This window comes from Ignavibacteria bacterium (genome assembly GCA_016873845.1).
In the GTDB taxonomy this organism is placed as follows: domain Bacteria; phylum Bacteroidota; class Ignavibacteria; order Ch128b; family Ch128b; genus JAHJVF01.
This window is the reverse complement of sequence record VGVX01000003.1, coordinates 82,977-100,751: the sequence shown is the minus strand read 5'-3', so window position 1 is coordinate 100,751 and position 17,775 is coordinate 82,977. Positions and strand designations below refer to the sequence as shown.

At 35.5% G+C, this 17,775-nt stretch carries 15 protein-coding genes; all 15 read right to left on the bottom strand.

From position 1 onward, the window contains the following. Nucleotides 1-78 precede the first annotated feature (78 nt). Nucleotides 79-693 (bottom strand): peptidylprolyl isomerase, encoded by a 615-nt coding sequence (locus FJ213_01845; protein ID MBM4174900.1) that lies wholly within the window; start codon nt 691-693, stop codon nt 79-81. A 57-nt stretch (nt 694-750) separates the two neighbouring features. Further along, nucleotides 751-1,572: an undecaprenyl-diphosphatase UppP gene (uppP, locus tag FJ213_01840; protein MBM4174899.1), complete on the bottom strand. Its 822-nt coding sequence runs from the start codon at nt 1,570-1,572 to the stop codon at nt 751-753. A gap of 2 nt (nt 1,573-1,574) precedes the next feature. Continuing rightward, nucleotides 1,575-2,162 (bottom strand): hypothetical protein, encoded by a 588-nt coding sequence (locus FJ213_01835; protein MBM4174898.1) that lies wholly within the window; start codon nt 2,160-2,162, stop codon nt 1,575-1,577. A 285-nt stretch (nt 2,163-2,447) separates the two neighbouring features. Beyond that, the gene (locus FJ213_01830; protein MBM4174897.1) at nt 2,448-3,482 is read right to left on the bottom strand and encodes a flippase-like domain-containing protein; all 1,035 of its coding nucleotides are present in this window, start codon (nt 3,480-3,482) and stop codon (nt 2,448-2,450) included. Continuing rightward, nucleotides 3,469-4,080: an outer membrane lipoprotein carrier protein LolA gene (locus FJ213_01825; GenBank protein ID MBM4174896.1), complete on the bottom strand. Its 612-nt coding sequence runs from the start codon at nt 4,078-4,080 to the stop codon at nt 3,469-3,471. The genes FJ213_01830 and FJ213_01825 overlap by 14 nt, the downstream gene beginning before the upstream one ends. Nucleotides 4,081-4,215: 135 nt before the next feature. Further along, nucleotides 4,216-6,606 (bottom strand): DNA translocase FtsK, encoded by a 2,391-nt coding sequence (locus tag FJ213_01820; GenBank protein ID MBM4174895.1) that lies wholly within the window; start codon nt 6,604-6,606, stop codon nt 4,216-4,218. A 76-nt stretch (nt 6,607-6,682) separates the two neighbouring features. After that, nucleotides 6,683-7,408 carry a 2-phosphosulfolactate phosphatase gene (locus FJ213_01815; GenBank protein MBM4174894.1) on the bottom strand — a complete coding sequence of 242 codons (726 nt, stop codon included), beginning with the start codon at nt 7,406-7,408 and terminating at the stop codon, nt 6,683-6,685. After that, nucleotides 7,405-8,487, bottom strand: coding sequence for a glycine cleavage system aminomethyltransferase GcvT (gene gcvT, locus FJ213_01810; GenBank protein ID MBM4174893.1), 1,083 nt, complete (start codon nt 8,485-8,487; stop codon nt 7,405-7,407). The genes FJ213_01815 and gcvT overlap by 4 nt, the downstream gene beginning before the upstream one ends. Nucleotides 8,488-8,801: 314 nt before the next feature. Then, on the bottom strand, nt 8,802-10,385 hold the full coding sequence (locus FJ213_01805; protein ID MBM4174892.1) for an Rne/Rng family ribonuclease: 1,584 nt from the start codon (nt 10,383-10,385) through the stop codon (nt 8,802-8,804). Nucleotides 10,386-10,563: 178 nt separating this feature from the next. Further along, the gene (gene pnp, locus FJ213_01800) at nt 10,564-12,693 is read right to left on the bottom strand and encodes a polyribonucleotide nucleotidyltransferase (GenBank protein ID MBM4174891.1); all 2,130 of its coding nucleotides are present in this window, start codon (nt 12,691-12,693) and stop codon (nt 10,564-10,566) included. A gap of 19 nt (nt 12,694-12,712) precedes the next feature. Next, nucleotides 12,713-12,979, bottom strand: coding sequence for a 30S ribosomal protein S15 (gene rpsO / locus FJ213_01795; protein ID MBM4174890.1), 267 nt, complete (start codon nt 12,977-12,979; stop codon nt 12,713-12,715). 60 nt (nt 12,980-13,039) lie between these two features. Beyond that, nucleotides 13,040-13,987: a bifunctional riboflavin kinase/FAD synthetase gene (locus tag FJ213_01790; protein ID MBM4174889.1), complete on the bottom strand. Its 948-nt coding sequence runs from the start codon at nt 13,985-13,987 to the stop codon at nt 13,040-13,042. Beyond that, nucleotides 13,987-14,697, bottom strand: a complete 711-nt coding sequence (gene truB / locus FJ213_01785) for a tRNA pseudouridine(55) synthase TruB (protein ID MBM4174888.1) — start codon at nt 14,695-14,697, stop codon at nt 13,987-13,989. The genes FJ213_01790 and truB overlap by 1 nt, the downstream gene beginning before the upstream one ends. Then, on the bottom strand, nt 14,675-15,031 hold the full coding sequence (gene rbfA / locus FJ213_01780; GenBank protein ID MBM4174887.1) for a 30S ribosome-binding factor RbfA: 357 nt from the start codon (nt 15,029-15,031) through the stop codon (nt 14,675-14,677). The genes truB and rbfA overlap by 23 nt, the downstream gene beginning before the upstream one ends. After that, complete coding sequence (infB, locus tag FJ213_01775; GenBank protein ID MBM4174886.1) at nt 15,015-17,768, bottom strand: translation initiation factor IF-2; 2,754 nt, start codon at nt 17,766-17,768, stop codon at nt 15,015-15,017. Before infB ends, rbfA begins: the two co-directional genes overlap by 17 nt. Between the last annotated feature and the right edge of the window lie 7 nt (nt 17,769-17,775).

The window sequence follows — 17,775 nt, the reverse complement described above, 5'->3', positions numbered from 1 at the left end:
AATTAATCAGTTGATTTTCTGTGGGAAATACTTCTTTCACCACAGATTTCACGGAGAAAGAGACGGATTCATTCTCTATTATTTTGTAATCTCTTTGACTTTTTTAATCTCAATTTTCACAGAATTCATTACGACATCTTTTTTCGGTCTGTCGCCAGGTTTAGATGTTTCAACTTTTCCAACAGCTTTTACTACATCCATTCCTTTAATAACTTGCCCAAACACAGAATGCCGATTGTCAAGCCAAGGTGTTGGAACCAAAGTTATGAAGAATTGACTTCCATTTGTGTTCGGTCCGGCATTAGCCATGGATAGAATTCCCGGTTTGTCATGTTTCAAATCTTTGTGAAATTCATCTTCGAACTTAGCACCGTAAATGCTTTCACCTCCCATTCCAGTCCCGGTCGGGTCTCCACCTTGAATCATGAAATTGTCGATGACTCTGTGAAAAATTATTCCATCGTAATATCCTTTTTTTGCAAGCCCGATAAAATTGTTAGCTGTTTTTGGTGTCTTATCTTCAAATAATTCAATTTCAATTTTCCCCATATTCGTTTCAATTACTGCAATTGTCATTGTTTTTATTTTACTCTCATTCTTTATTGTTTTGTCTTTTGATTCTTTTGTTTGTGCAAATGCTATCGTTGAAATTAACAGAATTGCCAAAGCAAATGATAAGTTTCTTTTAATCATAATTATCCTCTAATTTGTTTACTTTTAATTTAGTTATTTACTTTACAATAAAAAAATTCAAGGCAATAATACTCCAGCCCATAATAAGATTAGAATTAAAATCCCCAGAGCAATTCGATAATAAACGAAAATAAATGTTGATTTGGATTTCAGATATTTGAGTAAAAATCCTATAGCCCAATATCCACTGAGATACGAAAAAAAAGTCGCTATAAAGAGTGCAATAAAATTTTCCCCTGATAGATGGGGGAAGATTTTATATAACTGATATAATCCGCTTAGCAAAACAGCTGGAACACTTAACAAAAACGAGAATCTCGCTGCAGCTTCACGAGTCAGTCCGATGAATAATCCGCCGGTAATAGTTGTTCCGGAACGAGAAGCCCCAGGGATCAATGCACAAACTTGTGCAAATGCAACTACTTGGGATTTTAGAAATGTAAGATATTTCAATTCATAGTTTAACTTTGAGACTTTTTCAGCAAATGCCAATAGAAGAGCAAATCCAACTAGTGAAAATGTTACAATGTATAGTGATCGTGCTTCATTTTCGATAAAGTCTTTGAACAGCAATCCAAACACGGAAATTGGAATCGTTCCTGATATTATATACCATCCAAGTTTTGAATTCTCATCGGTTATTAATTTTCCCTGCAGTAAATTTTTCGTTACAGAAGTAAATATCTCATACAAATCTTTTGCAAAATAAAATATTACAGCGAGCATCGTACCGATTTGAATAACTGCCGAGAATCCGGCGCCTGGATCTTCCCATCCAAACAAAGCGGGAATAATTCGTAAGTGAGCAGTGCTGCTGATAGGTAAAAACTCTGTAAGCCCCTGTACTATTCCAAGAACTACAGCTTTAATATATTCCATAATTAAAAAACGTACCTCATTCCAAGCCGCAAACCGAAACTCGTGAAGCTAAGGTTTAGATTTTCTTTATTTGTTTTATTGATAACTAAGGATTGTGCATCGTTTGATACATCTGATAAACTTGTGTAACGCGCATTTAAATTAATAAGAATGAATAAACTTGTACTTATTGCAGATATCCCATCAACTTTTGCAATTAATCCAAAACCGCCAGAAGAAAAATCTCCTAATGAAAATGAACTTGGGATCCTTTCACTGACATTCGCAAAATAATAGCCACCTCCAGCTCCAATTGATATTCGATAGCCATTTTGCATAAGATGATGTATGATGACTAAAGCAGGCATTAATAACGAATATGCAAATTCGTAGGTACCTGCACCAATTGCTTTATTAAATGAATTAATTGAATAACTTAAATCAAGATCAATCGAATAATTTTGCGAGAGATCAAACCCAATAGAGCCAAAAAAATCAACTGCTCCATTGAAATCATCTTTTCGATTATTAAAACCCCAATTGTAGCTTAGGTAGTCATTTAGATTTTCCATTAAATAATAATTCAAACCCATCCCAGCAGAAATATTCAAATTTTTTTGTCCGAATATATTTGACGAGAAACAACATGATAAAATTATTACGCAATACAAAAAATTTTTGAGCATAATTTAATTTTTTAGGTGTAAAGCTATTAAATAATAGACTTTTATTCAAAACAAAATAGACTGGTCAGTAAAAAAAGAGGGGACAATTAAAGTCCCCTCAGCTATTGCCAAAGCCCAACCTCTGAGTTACTGCTTCTATATTTTTACTACTTATATAGAATAAAAATAGCCCATTTCGGAAAAAAATCTAAAAAAAAGTAGTTGATGAACTTAAGATTGAGAAAAATTTCTCTTTTTTCGTTGATGCATAAAAAAGAGAATAATTGAAATTAATAAGAACGGAAGAGTTGAAAGGAAATGAGTCAATAACGCATAGGCAAGACTGATGTCAACGGCAAATCCAAGGATCATTGTTAGAACCGATTTACAAAAAGCATGATAACTTCCTGTTGAACCAGGAGTAGGAATGAGAATCCCAAAAGTAGTGATACTCATGATTATCCATCCGAAAGAAAAATCGACCGGAACTATCTTCTGCATATTCATCATATATAAACCTAAATACGCACCGACTGCATATGTAATCCAGATGATAGGTGACATAAAAATTACTAATAAAAGATTTTTTCTGGATTTAATGCTGTCAAATCCATCTATTATTTTTGATGTGAAAAGTGTTGCCTTGTTTAGGATTTTAAAATTCATTTTTAAAAAAAGTTTATCTATCAATACAAGGACTTTTCTTTGATATTTAATTATCAATCCTAAAACCAGAATCGATGCTACAAATGCCGCAATACCGATATAAATAGAACTATAAATCCACGGATACTCAGATTCTAAAACTTCTCGAAACATTGATAAACCGATTAAAACGGTAAGAATTAAAAAAATTAGATCAAGGACTCTTTCAATGACAACTGTTCCAAGAGACGAAACTCGCGATATCCCTTCGAGCGAACCGATCGACATTGCACGAGCAACTTCTCCGAAACGAGGCAATATGACATTTACACCATAACCAATGATAACTGCAGAAAATAAATTCACAATTTTTACATCTGACTTAAATGATTCGATCATATATTTCCAACGCCAAGCACGAATGAATGCACCAAGAAACACAACGAAAACAAATAAAACTAAATAGAATATATTTACATCATTAAAATGAATTAACACTTCATCTAATCCGACACCGCGAAAAGTGTAAATTAATAGTGTTAATCCGACAACGACCGAAATGGAATAAAAAAATATTTCACGGAAAGAAAATCTTTTTCCGTTTTGTTTATCTGATATCAATTACTTTTACCCCGCTAGGTGAAGTGAACTCGAATAGATTGGCGCTTAAATTCGTATTAATCTTTATCTCCAAAAACATGAACGAATACTTGTTCTGTGCCCAATCTTCAGCTTCAACTTTTTTGATTAAATAATTCTTCGAGATCCATACTTTGAGATTCTTGAAACTAAAATCAGATCCCTTTGGTGAAAAGCTGATTATTGAATGTTCTTCTCCGTCTAATTTTTCAATTCCCTCAAATTTGCTGCTCGATTTAGCCGGGAGATTAAATAATAACGTTTGAGGTGAAAAAAAATTTTCTTCATAATTAGTAATAACAACTCTTTTGGCGGGTTTTGAATAGTTCCAAGAAGTTATTCCATTAGAAATTACTAATTGATTTTTAAATTCTATTCTGTAGTTGTTTTCTTTCTTAAAGTAAAGATCGGCTTTAACTTTCTGCGGTTCAGATGTTACTGAAGATTCGACGGACTGCGTAAGAACAGCTCTCAAATCATTTATTGCAGAATATTTTTTCTGAACTTCGCTTATGATTTGCTGTGGATTAGTTTGAAACGGATTATTAAAAAGTAAAATTAAAATTAATTGAAAAATCATTTTTTTTAGTCATCAAAATATAATTGGTAGTAATCTTTTTATATTTTAGCCAGAAATTCAGTTCTCGAATAACTCAAAACTTAAATTTTCATCGAATGCAATTTAAAATATCTTTTCGATGTTTCAAATTCTCGATCAATCAAGAAGCGCTAAGATTCTTTCTAGCTCCTCATCAGTATCAATAAGAACTAACCGTGCCTTGCTTCCATCGAATGGACCTACAATTCCAGCTTCCTCAAGTTCATCCATAATTCGAGCAGCACGTGAATAACCTACTTTTAACCTGCGCTGAAGCAGCGAAACTGATCCTTGCTGGTGTCTTGTCACTAATCTAGCTGCTTCTTCAAAAAGCTCGTCTCGATCTGCCAAAAGTCCTGCATTATCATTTCGTTTCTTTTCTTGTACTGATGGAAGCTGATATGGTTTCGAAAAACCCTTCTGCTTGCTAATATGTGATACTATTCGCTCTACTTCTGAAGTGGAAACAAATGCATTTTGAATTCTCTGAGACTTTGGACTGTTGCTCGGAAGGTAAAGCATATCGCCGTTACCCAAAAGTTTTTCTGCACCATTAGCATCAAGAATTGTTCTCGAATCTGTCTTGGATGCAACTTGATATGCGATGCGTGTATTAAAATTAGCTTTTATTACCCCAGTTATAACATCAACCGAAGGACGCTGAGTTGCAAGGATCAAATGAATTCCAACTGCTCGAGCTAATTGCGCAATTCGTGCGATCGGCTCCTCAATTTCGCGGGCTGCTGTAATCATCAAATCAGCAAGTTCGTCAATTACAACAATAATGTATGGCAGTTTGTGAAATTTCATTTCTTCAGAATCAAGAATTTTCCCGGAATTATATTTTTCATTGTAATCCTGGATATTTCTAACGCCTGCCTTGGCGAGCATGTCGTAACGCTGTTCCATCTCAAGTTCAACTGCTTTTAAGACAGTCACTGAATTTTGAGAATTAGTAATAATATCTTCGCCGACATCAGGGCAAGTTGCAAGAAAATGATATTTCAAATCCCGATAAAAAGATAATTCGATTTTTTTTGGATCAATAACTACAAACTTTATATCAGATGGATGAAGTTTAAACAACAACGAAGTGATTATTGTATTTATTCCCACACTTTTACCAGAACCCGTAGCTCCAGCAATTAACATGTGCGGCATTTTCGAAAGATCATCAATGAAAATTTCACCAATAGTTGTTTTGCCGAATGCGATAGGGAGTACCGAAGAACTTTCTCTAAACTTATTCGATCCAAAAATGCTTCTGCAATAAACCAGTTCTGGATTGTGATTCGGTATTTCAACACCGATGGCACTTTTACCTGGGATTGGCGCAATGATACGAATTCCTTTCGCCGCAAGTGCAAGTGCAATGTCATCCTGCAGACTTACAATTTTGCTAATCTTAACTCCTGGTGAAGGGACAATTTCGTACAAAGTTACTACAGGACCAGGCGTAACAGTAATGTCATCTATCGTTATATCGAAGAGTGCAAGTTTCCCTCGGAGAAGTTCTGCATTTGAATTTAGTTCGGAATCGTCCACGCTGCCATGATGTCTCGGAGGGTCAAGTAAATCCAACGTGGGCGGTATGAACTCTATTTCCTCGTCCCAGCATTCTATTTCAACGGATTCATCATTTTTTTTGTCGCCAATTTTACTAATAGCTTTTTCCTTACTCTCTTTCAAGTTTTTCAGTGAAATACTTTTTAAAGGCAGTACTTCATCTTCGATATCTTCATTAGCAAGCTTGTCCATTTTTTTAAGGATTGGATGAGATTCGGTAATCGGAAGCGGTTCTCGATTTATCTTTGTGATCGGTGGTTGAAGTGATATTTCATTCAGATTTTCATCAACAATGTTTTTCTTTGCACGTGATGGTGTAATAGGTTTTTCAATTTTTCCTCTACTGCTAATTTTTGTCTTAATTTTTTCAAGTAATCCTTTGAACAAATGGATTGGGACTTCAATAAAGGACTTTAAATTATAATCAAACAGCAAAAATGAAGTAAGTAAGAGAAGTGAAAAAATTAAAATGATACTCCCGGCACTTCCAAGAATTCTAACACTGAGTTCACCAAGAAATAATCCAATCGTACCATAAAACTCTTTCTTTTCTAAAAAGAAAGGAACTGATTTCGCAAGAATACTGAAAAGCATTGCAAGCAATACTCCCCCAATCAGAAATAAATTCGTAAAGAAAGCTGTTTTTCTATAATCTCCGCTACGAACAATGGTCAATCCCCAGAATGACAGCAATAGTGGTATTATTATCGAGAAATATCCAATCGTACCGTTAATTAAAAAATTTGAAATCACTGCACCGGTCAGTCCGAGCCAGTTTTTGGTTTTGGCTATGCTTTGAGACAGTTCAGAGTTTCGATCCGTCAATGAAAGTAGACTGCTTAATTTAAGGTCAGAAATATAAATCGAATCATACGAGCTATATGATATAATGCTTAATGCGGCTAAAAACGAAAACACAATTAATAAAACTCCGAATGCCATCCTTTTCTTTTCATATGGAATTAGAAGAGAAGAATCGTGAGCGGCGGTATCTACAGATTTTTTTCTGCGCTTCATTTTAATTGTGCGTTGTGATTAAATTATTCTTATAGTGAACTACGTTGTTGAATAAATCGATTTGCGAAATGAATTTAATATCATCACCAAAATTATTTTCAATTAAATATCTACCATGTTCTGTTTGACTCAGAGTTTTCTCTATTTCATTAGATGATTTTTCAAAATAGAGTAAACTCAAACTCGCTGCATCATTCAACTCAATTTTATTGGATACAGATGATCTGATTCGATGAATCAATAAACCGGCGCATAGTGCATCAGACGCATCGAACATGTTTTCACTGCCTGAGCAAATGACTGTCCAATCTTCTTTTGAGTTCATAAGTTCATCCACAACTGCCGAAATGTTAAATGCTGACGCCAGAATTACTTTCTTAGCATTTTTTAAGTGATTGAAAACTTTAGTCCCGTTGGTTGTAGATAAAATTAATATTTTTCCTTTTACCTTATCTTCCGTGTATTCCAGAGGTGAATTTCCTAAATCGAATCCATCAATTTTTTTGGCTTGTCTTTCCCCACAAAGCAAATAGCTGTTCTTATCTAAGTTTTTACTGATTCTTATTGCTTCATCAACTGAAGCGATTGGAATAATTTCTCTTGCGCCGTTATTTAGTGCAGTAATTATTGTTGAAGTTGCTCTTAGAAGGTCGATTACTACACAGTTTTTTTCTGTGAAATAATTTTCCGGAACACCCGCAGTGAAAAATAATACATCAATCTTCATTTCTTTATAAAAGGCACTTCGGTTAATTTGGCTTTCAGTTTTCTTCCACGAATATCGATATCGAATAGCGTGTCACTATTTACTTTATTCATATCGAAATATCCTAGACCAATTGGTTTATTCAAGGAAGGTGAATGAACTCCACTAGTTACACGTCCAATTCTTTCGTTTTTTAAATATATCTCTGAACCATGACGCGGAATACCTTTTTCAATAAGTTCAAATCCAAATAGAGATCTATTTAATCCTTTAGCTTTTATTTTAGTTAATTCTTCTTTTCCGATGAATGATTTTTTATTCAATTTAGTTATCCATCCAAGACCTGCTTCAAGAGGATTGGTCAATTGGTCAATGTCGTGGCCATATAAACAAAATCCCATTTCCAATCTTAGACTATCTCTAGAGCCAAGTCCAGCAGGCTTTATATCAAATGTTTTTCCTGAATCAAAAATTGCATTCCAGATCTTTTCCGCAGTTTTGTCATCCCCCTTAAAATAAATTTCAAATCCCAATTCGCCTGTGTATCCAGTTCTCGAAATTATTACTTCGATTCCAATTATTTTTCCGATACGAAAAGTGTAATACTTCAATTCGTTTATATTGAAATCTACAAGCGACGACAAAACTTCTGCTGATTTTGGTCCTTGAACTGCTAAAAGTGAATAGTCATCGCTTAAATCATTAATTTCAACATCAGAGAGTTGATTCAATTTCATCCATTCGAAATCTTTAATCAAGTTTGAAGCATTTACAACGAACATAAAGCCGTCTTCCAATTTATACACAAGAAGATCATCGACTATACCGCCATTCTCATAACACATTGCTGAATACTGAACCCTACCAAATTCTAACTTTGACGCGTCATTGGTTGTAATTTTTTGAACAAAGTCGAGCGAATTCTTTCCTTTTATAAAAATTTCTCCCATGTGGGATACATCAAACACACCGATAGAATTCCGAACGGTGAGATGTTCTTCAACAATAGAAGAATAATAAACAGGCATATGAAAGCCAGCAAACTCAACCATTTTGGCATTTAGTTTTTTATGGACAGAATTGAAAGTTGTGAACTTCAAATTTGTTTCCTTACATTATTAGAGCAAGAAGGAGAAAATCACTTACGTGTTTTCTCCTTCAGCGTCTTGACCACGCCTTAGCTCTCATGCATTTGAGGAGTTAGAGAAAAATATCAAAAATAACCTATTGTATTTTAGTAGGTTACCAGGATTATATTAAGTAATTTCTTAAATACACGCAAGTAGGAAATTAAATTTTTTTAACTTTTTTGAAATATTGAGCTGGACGGTTTTAAGCCGAGAACTTAAGTAGTTGTGCGCCTAGTATAGTATCCAAACTAGACACTTTTAGACTTTCTACGAAAACTTGAAAATTATAAAAACTCTAAAGTTATGTCTTTTTCTGTTTTTGTTGAAATGAATCTGAATTCATCCGCTTTTAGATTTACATCTTCTAGAATTTCTACCATCACTCCAAACTTGAAGAAGTACTTCCACCGTTTAGGGATAATTCCTTTAGTAAGTTCACGATAAAGAAAGGCACTAACTTTCAAAGTCACTGTTGAGTAAATTTTTCCAGCACGAAATCTTTTCAGCCACCGATCGATTGACTCGACCAAATTTGTCTTTGATATGTAATACCCGGTTCCATCACAAGCAAAGCATTTTTCTCGGGTGGCTTGAAACATACTCCTTTTCATTCTCTGCCTAGTAATTTGAACTAGCCCAAACTCCGTCATGGGGAGTATCGTTGCTTTTGCCTTATCTTTTCGGAATTCTTTTCGAAGTTCATCGTAAACTTTTTTCTTGTTCTTTTCATCTTCGAGATCGATAAAATCAATTACAATTATGCCGCCAATATCTCTGAGTCGTATCTGTCTGCAAATTTCGCGAGATGCCTCAAGGTCAGTTTTTAATGAATTCATCTCTTGATTCATAGAAGCAGCATATTTTCCGCTGTTTACATCAACTACTGTCATAGCTTCGGTGGTGTCTATAACAATATGTCCACCACTTGGAAGTGAAACTTTCCGAGACATAGCAATTTTTAGCTGACTCTCGATTCTAAATACATCAAAAATTGGCTGCGAGCCTTTAAATAATTCTATTCTTGATGCGACTTCAGGCTGAACGACGTTTAAATAATTCTTCAACTGCTTGAACATTTTCTTGGAATCGACAACGATCTTCGAAACATCACGATTAAATACATCACGAATCACACTCGACGTAGTGCTTAAATCCTTATAAACTAAAGATGGAGAGTCTTCAGTTTTTATTGTCTGTTCTACTTCCTGCCAAGTTTCAAGCAAACTCTTCAAGTCATGAACTATTACTTTTTCATCCGCAGTGGCTGCAACTGTACGGATAATTGCACCGAATCCTTTGGGCATTACAGATTTCACTATTTTTCTTAACCAACGCCTTTTTCTCGGATCATAAATCTTTCTTGAGACTCCAACCTTTCTATCAAATGGAAGAAGAACTAAAAATCTCCCTGGCAATGAAACACGTGTCGTAACTCGAAATCCTTTGTTTCCAATAGGTTCTTTCGTTACCTGTACAAGTATGTCTTTTCCTCTTTCTAATTTTGGAAATTGAAACTCTTCTGATTGAGCCGACCCATTTTGAGAAGTACCTGCCGACTCTCCATTTTCATCTTCCTCATCTTCTTCGGAAGTTTCTACATCAGAATCTTCGTCATCGATCAATGAATTGTATTCATCAAATTGATCTCCAATATCAGAGAAGTGAAGAAAAGCATCTTGTTTCTGTCCCACATCAATAAATGCTGCTTTTATTCCAGGAATGACCTTGGCAATTCTGCCTAGGTAAATATCACCAACAGACTTTTTTGACTCTTCGTGTTCGCCAAAGTATTCGGTTAAAAGTCCATCTTCTGTAATTGCAATGCGTGTAAGATTTGTACTTACATTTATTATAATTTCTTTGTTCATAATGAACTAAAAAATCCTCTCTGTTTATAAGCTGCATGGGTTTAATTCGGTTGACCCATGAGTAAAACTTTATTACTTCTATTCGAGTAAACAAAAACCTTAAAAGAATTGTATGAATTAAAAACCTGAATTCATTCACCTGCATAATTCTTTAACATGTTATTTTTCCGATCGACAATTAATTGTCGTCTTTTTGTGAAACTTCATCAGATTTTTTTTCTTGCTTCGGTGATTGGAGAAGTACTTTTCTGCTAAAGCTCAATCTTCCATTGTCTTCAATTTTCATTAGCTTAACTTCTACTTTTTCTCCAACTTTCAGCACATCTTCAACTTTACCGATTTTTCTGTTTTCAATTTGAGAGATATGCAATAATCCGTCATTATTCGGAGAAATCTCAACAACTGCACCGAAATCTAAAATTCTCTTTACTGTGGCTTTGTAAATTTTGCCAACTTCGGGCGGTTCTGTAATTAATCTAATTCTTGTTTTGGCTTCTTCTCCACCTTCTTGAGAAACAGCGGCAATTGCTACAGTTCCATCTTCTTCTATCGATATTTCAGTCTGTGTATCACGTTGAATTGCCTGAATGTTCTTTCCACCTGGTCCAATAACTGATCCAATCATATCTATGGGAATTTTAATCTGAATCAGATGTGGAGCATATTTTGAAATCTGAGATCTGGTTGCAGAAAGAGTTTCGTTCATTTTCTTTAAAATGTGCAATCTCCCAGCTTTTGCTTGCTCTAAAGCTTCCTGCATTATCTCATAGGATATACCTTTGATCTTAATATCCATTTGAAATCCGGAAATTCCATCTTCGGTGCCAGCGACTTTAAAATCCATATCTCCAAGATGGTCTTCATCACCTAAAATATCACTGAGAATTTTGTACTTATTTTCCTCTTTAATTAGTCCCATCGCAATTCCTGCAACAGGTTTTTTCAATGGAACACCACCGTCCATCAGTGATAATGAACCTGCACAAACCGTTGCCATTGAGGAAGAACCGTTCGATTCTAAAATATCAGAAACTAATCTGATCGTATATGGGAATTGATTATCCTTTGGTAATAAATTTTTTAGCGACCGTTCTGCAAGATTACCATGACCAATTTCCCTTCTTCCAACTCCCGTATAACGCCCAACTTCACCCACACTAAATGGCGGGAAGTTATAATGAAGCATGAATTTTTTACTGAATTCAGGGACTAAACCTTCGATGGTTTGTTCATCAAATTTAGTTCCGAGTGTAAGAGTGGTTAAACTTTGTGTTTCGCCCCGTGTAAACAATGCTGAACCATGGGTGCGCGGGAGAAGACCTGCTTCACAAGTGATCGGACGAATATCTTTTGTTGAACGTCCATCCAATCTTACTTCTTCTTCAAGAATCATTGCTCGCATTAATTCACTTTCAATCTCATGAATGGCTTCTGCAATAAGAGATTCTTTTTCTGGAAATTTTTCCTTCAATGTTTCTTGAGTTTGTGTATAGACTAGTTTAATATTTTTCCGGCGCTCTTCTTTAGGGGCAGCAGTGTGAATTAATGATTTGATCCTTTCGCGGCAAAGCTCATCAACTGCTTTAACGATTTCATTTTCTGATTCATCAAAGACAAGTGAAATCTTTTCAACACCAATCTCGTTCACTAATTCATTTTGGAGTGCAACAATTTTCTTTATCTCTCTGTGTCCAACTTTTATAGCTTCAAGCATTGTTTCTTCGGAAACTTCTCTTGCATCGCCTTCAACCATTAAAATGGAATCCTCGGTTCCGGCAACAACGATTTCAAGCAGACTGCTCTCAACTTCTTTGTATGATGGATTGACTATGAATTCATCCCCAACCAAACAAACACGGACTTCACCAATTGGACCTTCGAAAGGAATATTCGAAATTGCGAGCGCCGCAGAAGCTCCGACGGCTCCGAAAACATCTGGATCATGCTCTTGATCTGAAGAATACACTTGAACGATTACCTGGGTTTCATTCATATATCCTTTAGGAAAGAGTGGTCTTATAGGCCTATCAATTAAACGAGCAGAAAGAACTTCTTTTTCAGTTGGTTTTCCTTCGCGTTTAAAAAATCCGCCAGGTATTTTACCAACTGCAGAATATTTTTCACGATATTCGACGGAGAGTGGGAAAAAATCCTGCCCTGAAACGGGCTCATCAGCCGCAACTGCAACTGCTAAAACTTTTGTATCGCCATAACTCACCATAACTGCACCATTTGCCTGCTTGGCGAATTTGCCAACCTCTAACGAAAGGACTTTTCCGTTCAATTCATATTCTTTAATCAAAATCATTTCCGTAATCCTAAAAAATTTATTTTCTGATATTTAATTCTTCTATAATTTTTCGATATCGAGTGATATCTTTATTTGTAAGGTAGTCTAAGAGACGTCTTCTTTTTCCTACCATTTTCAACAAACCGACACGAGAGTGGTTGTCTTTTTTATGCTTCTCAAAATGTGAGGTCAATTCATTAATTCTGGTTGTGAGAATTGCAATTTGCACTTCTGCTTTACCAGAATTTTTTTCACCGCCTCCGTATTTCTGGATCAATTCCTTTTTTAACTCTTTTGTTAACATTTTAACTCCATTATTTGATTTGTAAATGTAACACCAGAATCAACCGGTGTTAATTAATTATTAAAAACTTTCAACTTTATAATTATTAACTCTTTCAAAACAAAGCTGCCTGTCAGCAGATAATTGTTCAACTAACTCCCGTACAGAAGAGAATTTTTTTTCTTCTCTAATTCTATCAATAAATTTTATGTTGATTTCTTCATCATAAATATCTTCATTAAAATAGAAAATGTGAACCTCCAAGGTCATCTCGCTCGCACTGTTAAAAGTCGGCCGATATCCAATATTCATCATTCCAAAATATTTTTTACCGCAAGTAACAACTTCAACAAAATAAACACCTCTCTTCGGAGTAATTTTTGATCTGTTCATTAAACCTATATTTGCAGTTGGGAATCCGATTTCGGTTCCTCGTTTTATTCCTCGTACTACTTTCCCGCTAAATTCATACTGCTTTCCTAGAAACGAATTTGCAAGTTGGATATTCCCATCCTGAAGTGCGCGTCTAATCTTTGTACTGCTTACCGATGTCTCCTCAATGGAAAATGGTGACACTTGCGTTACTTTGAAATTGTACTCTTTTCCAATTTCATTAAGAGCTTTTGCATTCCCTTCTCGGTTTTTTCCGAATTGATGATCGTATCCTATTACGATTTCCGACATGCCAATTCCATCAACAAGATATTTCACAATGAAATCTCTGAAATTTAACTGTGAGAACTCTTTAGTAAACTTGAGCACTAAAACGTTTTGAACTGAGTGTGCCTGAAGATATTTAAACTTTTCGTCAAGTGTGGTCAGTATCTGAACATCATGAACGATTCCAATTACAAGTCTGGGATGTGGTTCAAAAGTTACGATGAAATTTCTGCTTGCTGCGTCTACTGATCTGAATATTAATTCATTAATAATTTTTTGATGACCTAGATGAAAACCGTCAAAAGTACCAACGGTAACAACCGTTTTTGCATCTTTTTTTACTTCAGATATGTCATAAAATATATTCATCAATTCACTCTATTTGCGAACAAGTCCTGGAACTTATCAATATTTATTGCATCGTTAAGATCATACTGTCCGATTTTCGTACGTCTTAATTCATATAAAAACGCACCGCATCCGAGTTCAGTACCGAGATCCGAAGCAATTTTTCTAACATAAGTCCCCTTTGAACAGCTTATTTCAAATGAGATAAGCGGCTCATCATAATCTGTAATTTTAAATTTGTCGATAATGACTTTTCTTGGTTCGAGCTTAATTTCTCTCCCTTTCCGTGCGAGTTTATATGCCCGCCTGCCATCAACCCATATTGCTGAATAACTTGGTGGCACTTGTTCAATCACACCCATAAATCTCTCTGAAACTTTTTCAATCATTTTCCTATCTATACTAGAAGTATCCTGCTGCTCAGTAGCTTCATTGATAGACTCAGTATCCATTGTCGGAGTAGTTTTCCCAAGAAAAATTTTTCCGGCATATTCCTTTGTTAGATCAAGATAAGATGAGATAGTTTTTGTTTTTGCGCCAGTGCAAATAATCAAAAGTCCGGTTGCCTTAGGATCGAGAGTACCGGTATGACCGACCTTTTTTACTTTTATGGTTTTTCTAATTTTATCAACCACATTAAATGAAGTCCAATCCAATGGTTTATCAACCAGAATAACTTCTCCTTTGTTAAAATCTATATTATTGAAATCACTCGTCTGATTGGTTATCATTCTTATGAATTTCCTTAATCAGGTTTTCAATGTTTTCCACATAGTCGAGCGTATCATCGATAAAAAAATGTAACTCGGGGGTATGCTTGAGGTGCAATCGCGAAGCAAGTTTTGTTCTCACATGTCCTTTTGCACTATTTAAATGATTGAGAGCATTTTCTCGAAGTTCTTTATTAAATACACTTATGTAAATTTTTGCATTTCTAAGATCGGGGGACATTTTGACTGAAGTAATTGTAACAAATCCTAAACCAGGATCGCTAACCTCCTTCAGAAGGATCATACTGATCTCTTTTTTAATTAGCTCGCTGACTTTATCAGTTCTTACTGACATTTTCTAATTTTCTCTTCTTTTCAACAAATTTGTATGATTCAATTATATCACCAACTTTAACATCGTTAAAATTCTCAATTTTAATTCCACACTCTTTACCATTTTCAACTTCTCTAATATCATCTTTGAATCGTTTGAGCGTATCGATGTTTCCATCGTAAATTACGATTCCCTCACGAACCAAACGAATTTTATTGTTCCTCTGAATTTTCCCGTCTTGAACATAACATCCTGCAATAGTTCCAACTCGTGAAATTTTGAAGACATCTCGGACTTCAACAGTCGAAGTAATTTCTTCAGAAACCTCGGGTGAGAGCATTCCTTCAACGGCGCTTTTAATTTCATTTATCGCATTGTAAATAATATTGTAGAGTCTAATTTCAATTTTTTCGGTTTCGGCAAGCTTACGAGCATTTAAGTTAGGTCTGACATGAAATCCAACAATAACAGCTTGAGAAGCCGCAGCAAGCAATACATCGGATTCTACAATTGCACCGACGCCTTTATGAATTACGCTTACTTTAACTTCTTCGGTTGAAATTTTCAGTAGAGAATCAGCGAGTGCTTCAACGGAACCATCGACATCACCTTTTACAATTATTCGTAAATCTTTGACACCGCCAATTTTTATTTGTTTAGAGATTTCATCCAGAGTTAAATGTTTAACAAGTCTATGTTCTTGTTCGCGTTTTATTAGCATTCTTTCGGTGCTTATGCTGCGCGCGATTCGGTCTGTTTCAACAGCGACAAATTCATCACCTGCTTGAGGCATTTCATCGAAACCAAGAATTTGCACCGGGGTTGATGGCGGAGCTGATTCCATTTTATGCCCTCTTTCGTCGAACATCGCTCGAACTCTTCCTGACGAAGCTCCTGCAACAAATGGATCGCCAATGTTCAAAGTTCCTTTTTGAACTAATACGGTTGCCACAACGCCTTTACCTCTATCTAATTCTACCTCAATTATGTGACCGCGAGCATACCGATTTGGATTTGCTTTCATATCAAGAACTTCTGCCTCGAGTAAGACTTTTTCAAGAAGAAGCTCTATATTTTTTCCCTGCTTAGCAGAAATTTCAACAGATTGATATTTTCCACCCCACTCCTCAACGAGAACATTTTTATCAGCCAGTTGTTGACGAATACGTTCTGTGTTGGCGGATTGTTTATCAATTTTGTTGATTGCAATAATGATTGGCACACCTGCGGCTTGAGCGTGATTTATTGCTTCGATTGTCTGCGGCATAACGCTGTCATCAGCTGCAACTACAAGAATTACTATGTCAGTGATCATTGCACCGCGGGCACGCATTGCGGTAAATGCTTCGTGACCAGGAGTATCTAAAAATGCTATTTCTTTTCCGCTTTCGAGAGCGACTTTATACGCACCAATGTGCTGAGTGATTCCGCCTGCTTCACCGGCAACTACTTGTGAATTTCTTATATAATCAAGCAGCGAGGTCTTACCATGATCTACGTGACCCATAATTGTGACAACAGGGGGTCTAGTTTCTAAAGATTCTGCAGAATCTTCCTGATCCTCAATTTTAGCCGTAACATATTCCTCTTGAAAATCTACTTCAAAACCAAAATCATCAGCAACAAGAATTATTGTGTCTTTATTCAGCCTTTGATTGATTGAAACCATTAAACCGAATGACATACATTTCGTAATAACTTCTGCGACTGATACATTCATCAAATTTGCTAGTTCAGAGACGCTAACAAATTCCGAGACACGAAGTATACTCTTCTCCGATAATTCTTTTTCATGCTGTTGTTTTATCTCTTCTAACTTTTCTTTTTTCTTTTTTTTCTTCAATGAAGCCCTTGCTGAAGAAGCAGATACATCCATTGATTCTTTGGTTCTTCGAATGGCATCATCGACAGCTTTTTCATCTATTTCTCGGCCTTTGATTTTCTTTACTCGTTTCGCTTTAACAGGCTCTTCCTCAATTTTCGTCTTTTTCAGATCTTCACGCAGTCGTTTTTTCTTATGACGTTTGACTTTTTTCTCTTCTTTTTCTGCAGGAGTTTCTTTTCCGCTGGTTTCTTCTTTTTTGTCTTTTCCGTCAAGTGAGATCTTTCCGACAATTTTCAGACTTTTTTTATTTCGTTTTAGTGCTGATATAGAGGTCGTGGCGATCTCAGGTTTAGCTTTCGTTTCAACAGCTTCTTTTTCCTCTTTCACAACTTCCTTAACCTCGGTCTCAACTAATTTTTCAATTGCCGTCTCTTCGGCTGTCACTTCAATTTTCTCTTCACTAACTGGCGCAAAGATTTCTCCAGCAATCACTTCAGCAATCTCCCCAGGCAAAGAATCTTCTTCGGTGACTTTTTCCTCAGTTGGAGGAATTTCCGATGGCGCTGTTATTTCTATACCCTCTTGAATTTCAGATTCTGCTAGATCAGCTTTCTCGGTAACCGTATATGTCAGTTCAACTATTTCTTCCTTCGACTCTTCCTCTTTTTTCTTCTCCTTCTTTCCTTTATCATCAACTTCTTCATGTTTCTTTTTAAAAGCATCCCATTTTCTCTGATGCTTATCGGCAAGATCTTTATCTTTTTTAAAATGACTTATAATGTCTTCATAAACACCTTCATCCACTTTTGAAACGTGGCTTTTTACTTCGATACCCTTACTGTTAAGATATTCGAGAAGATGTTCTTTCGAGATATTAAGCTCGGAAGCTATCTTATAAATTGCATATTTAGTTTTTTTGCCTTCTTTGGACATTATAATT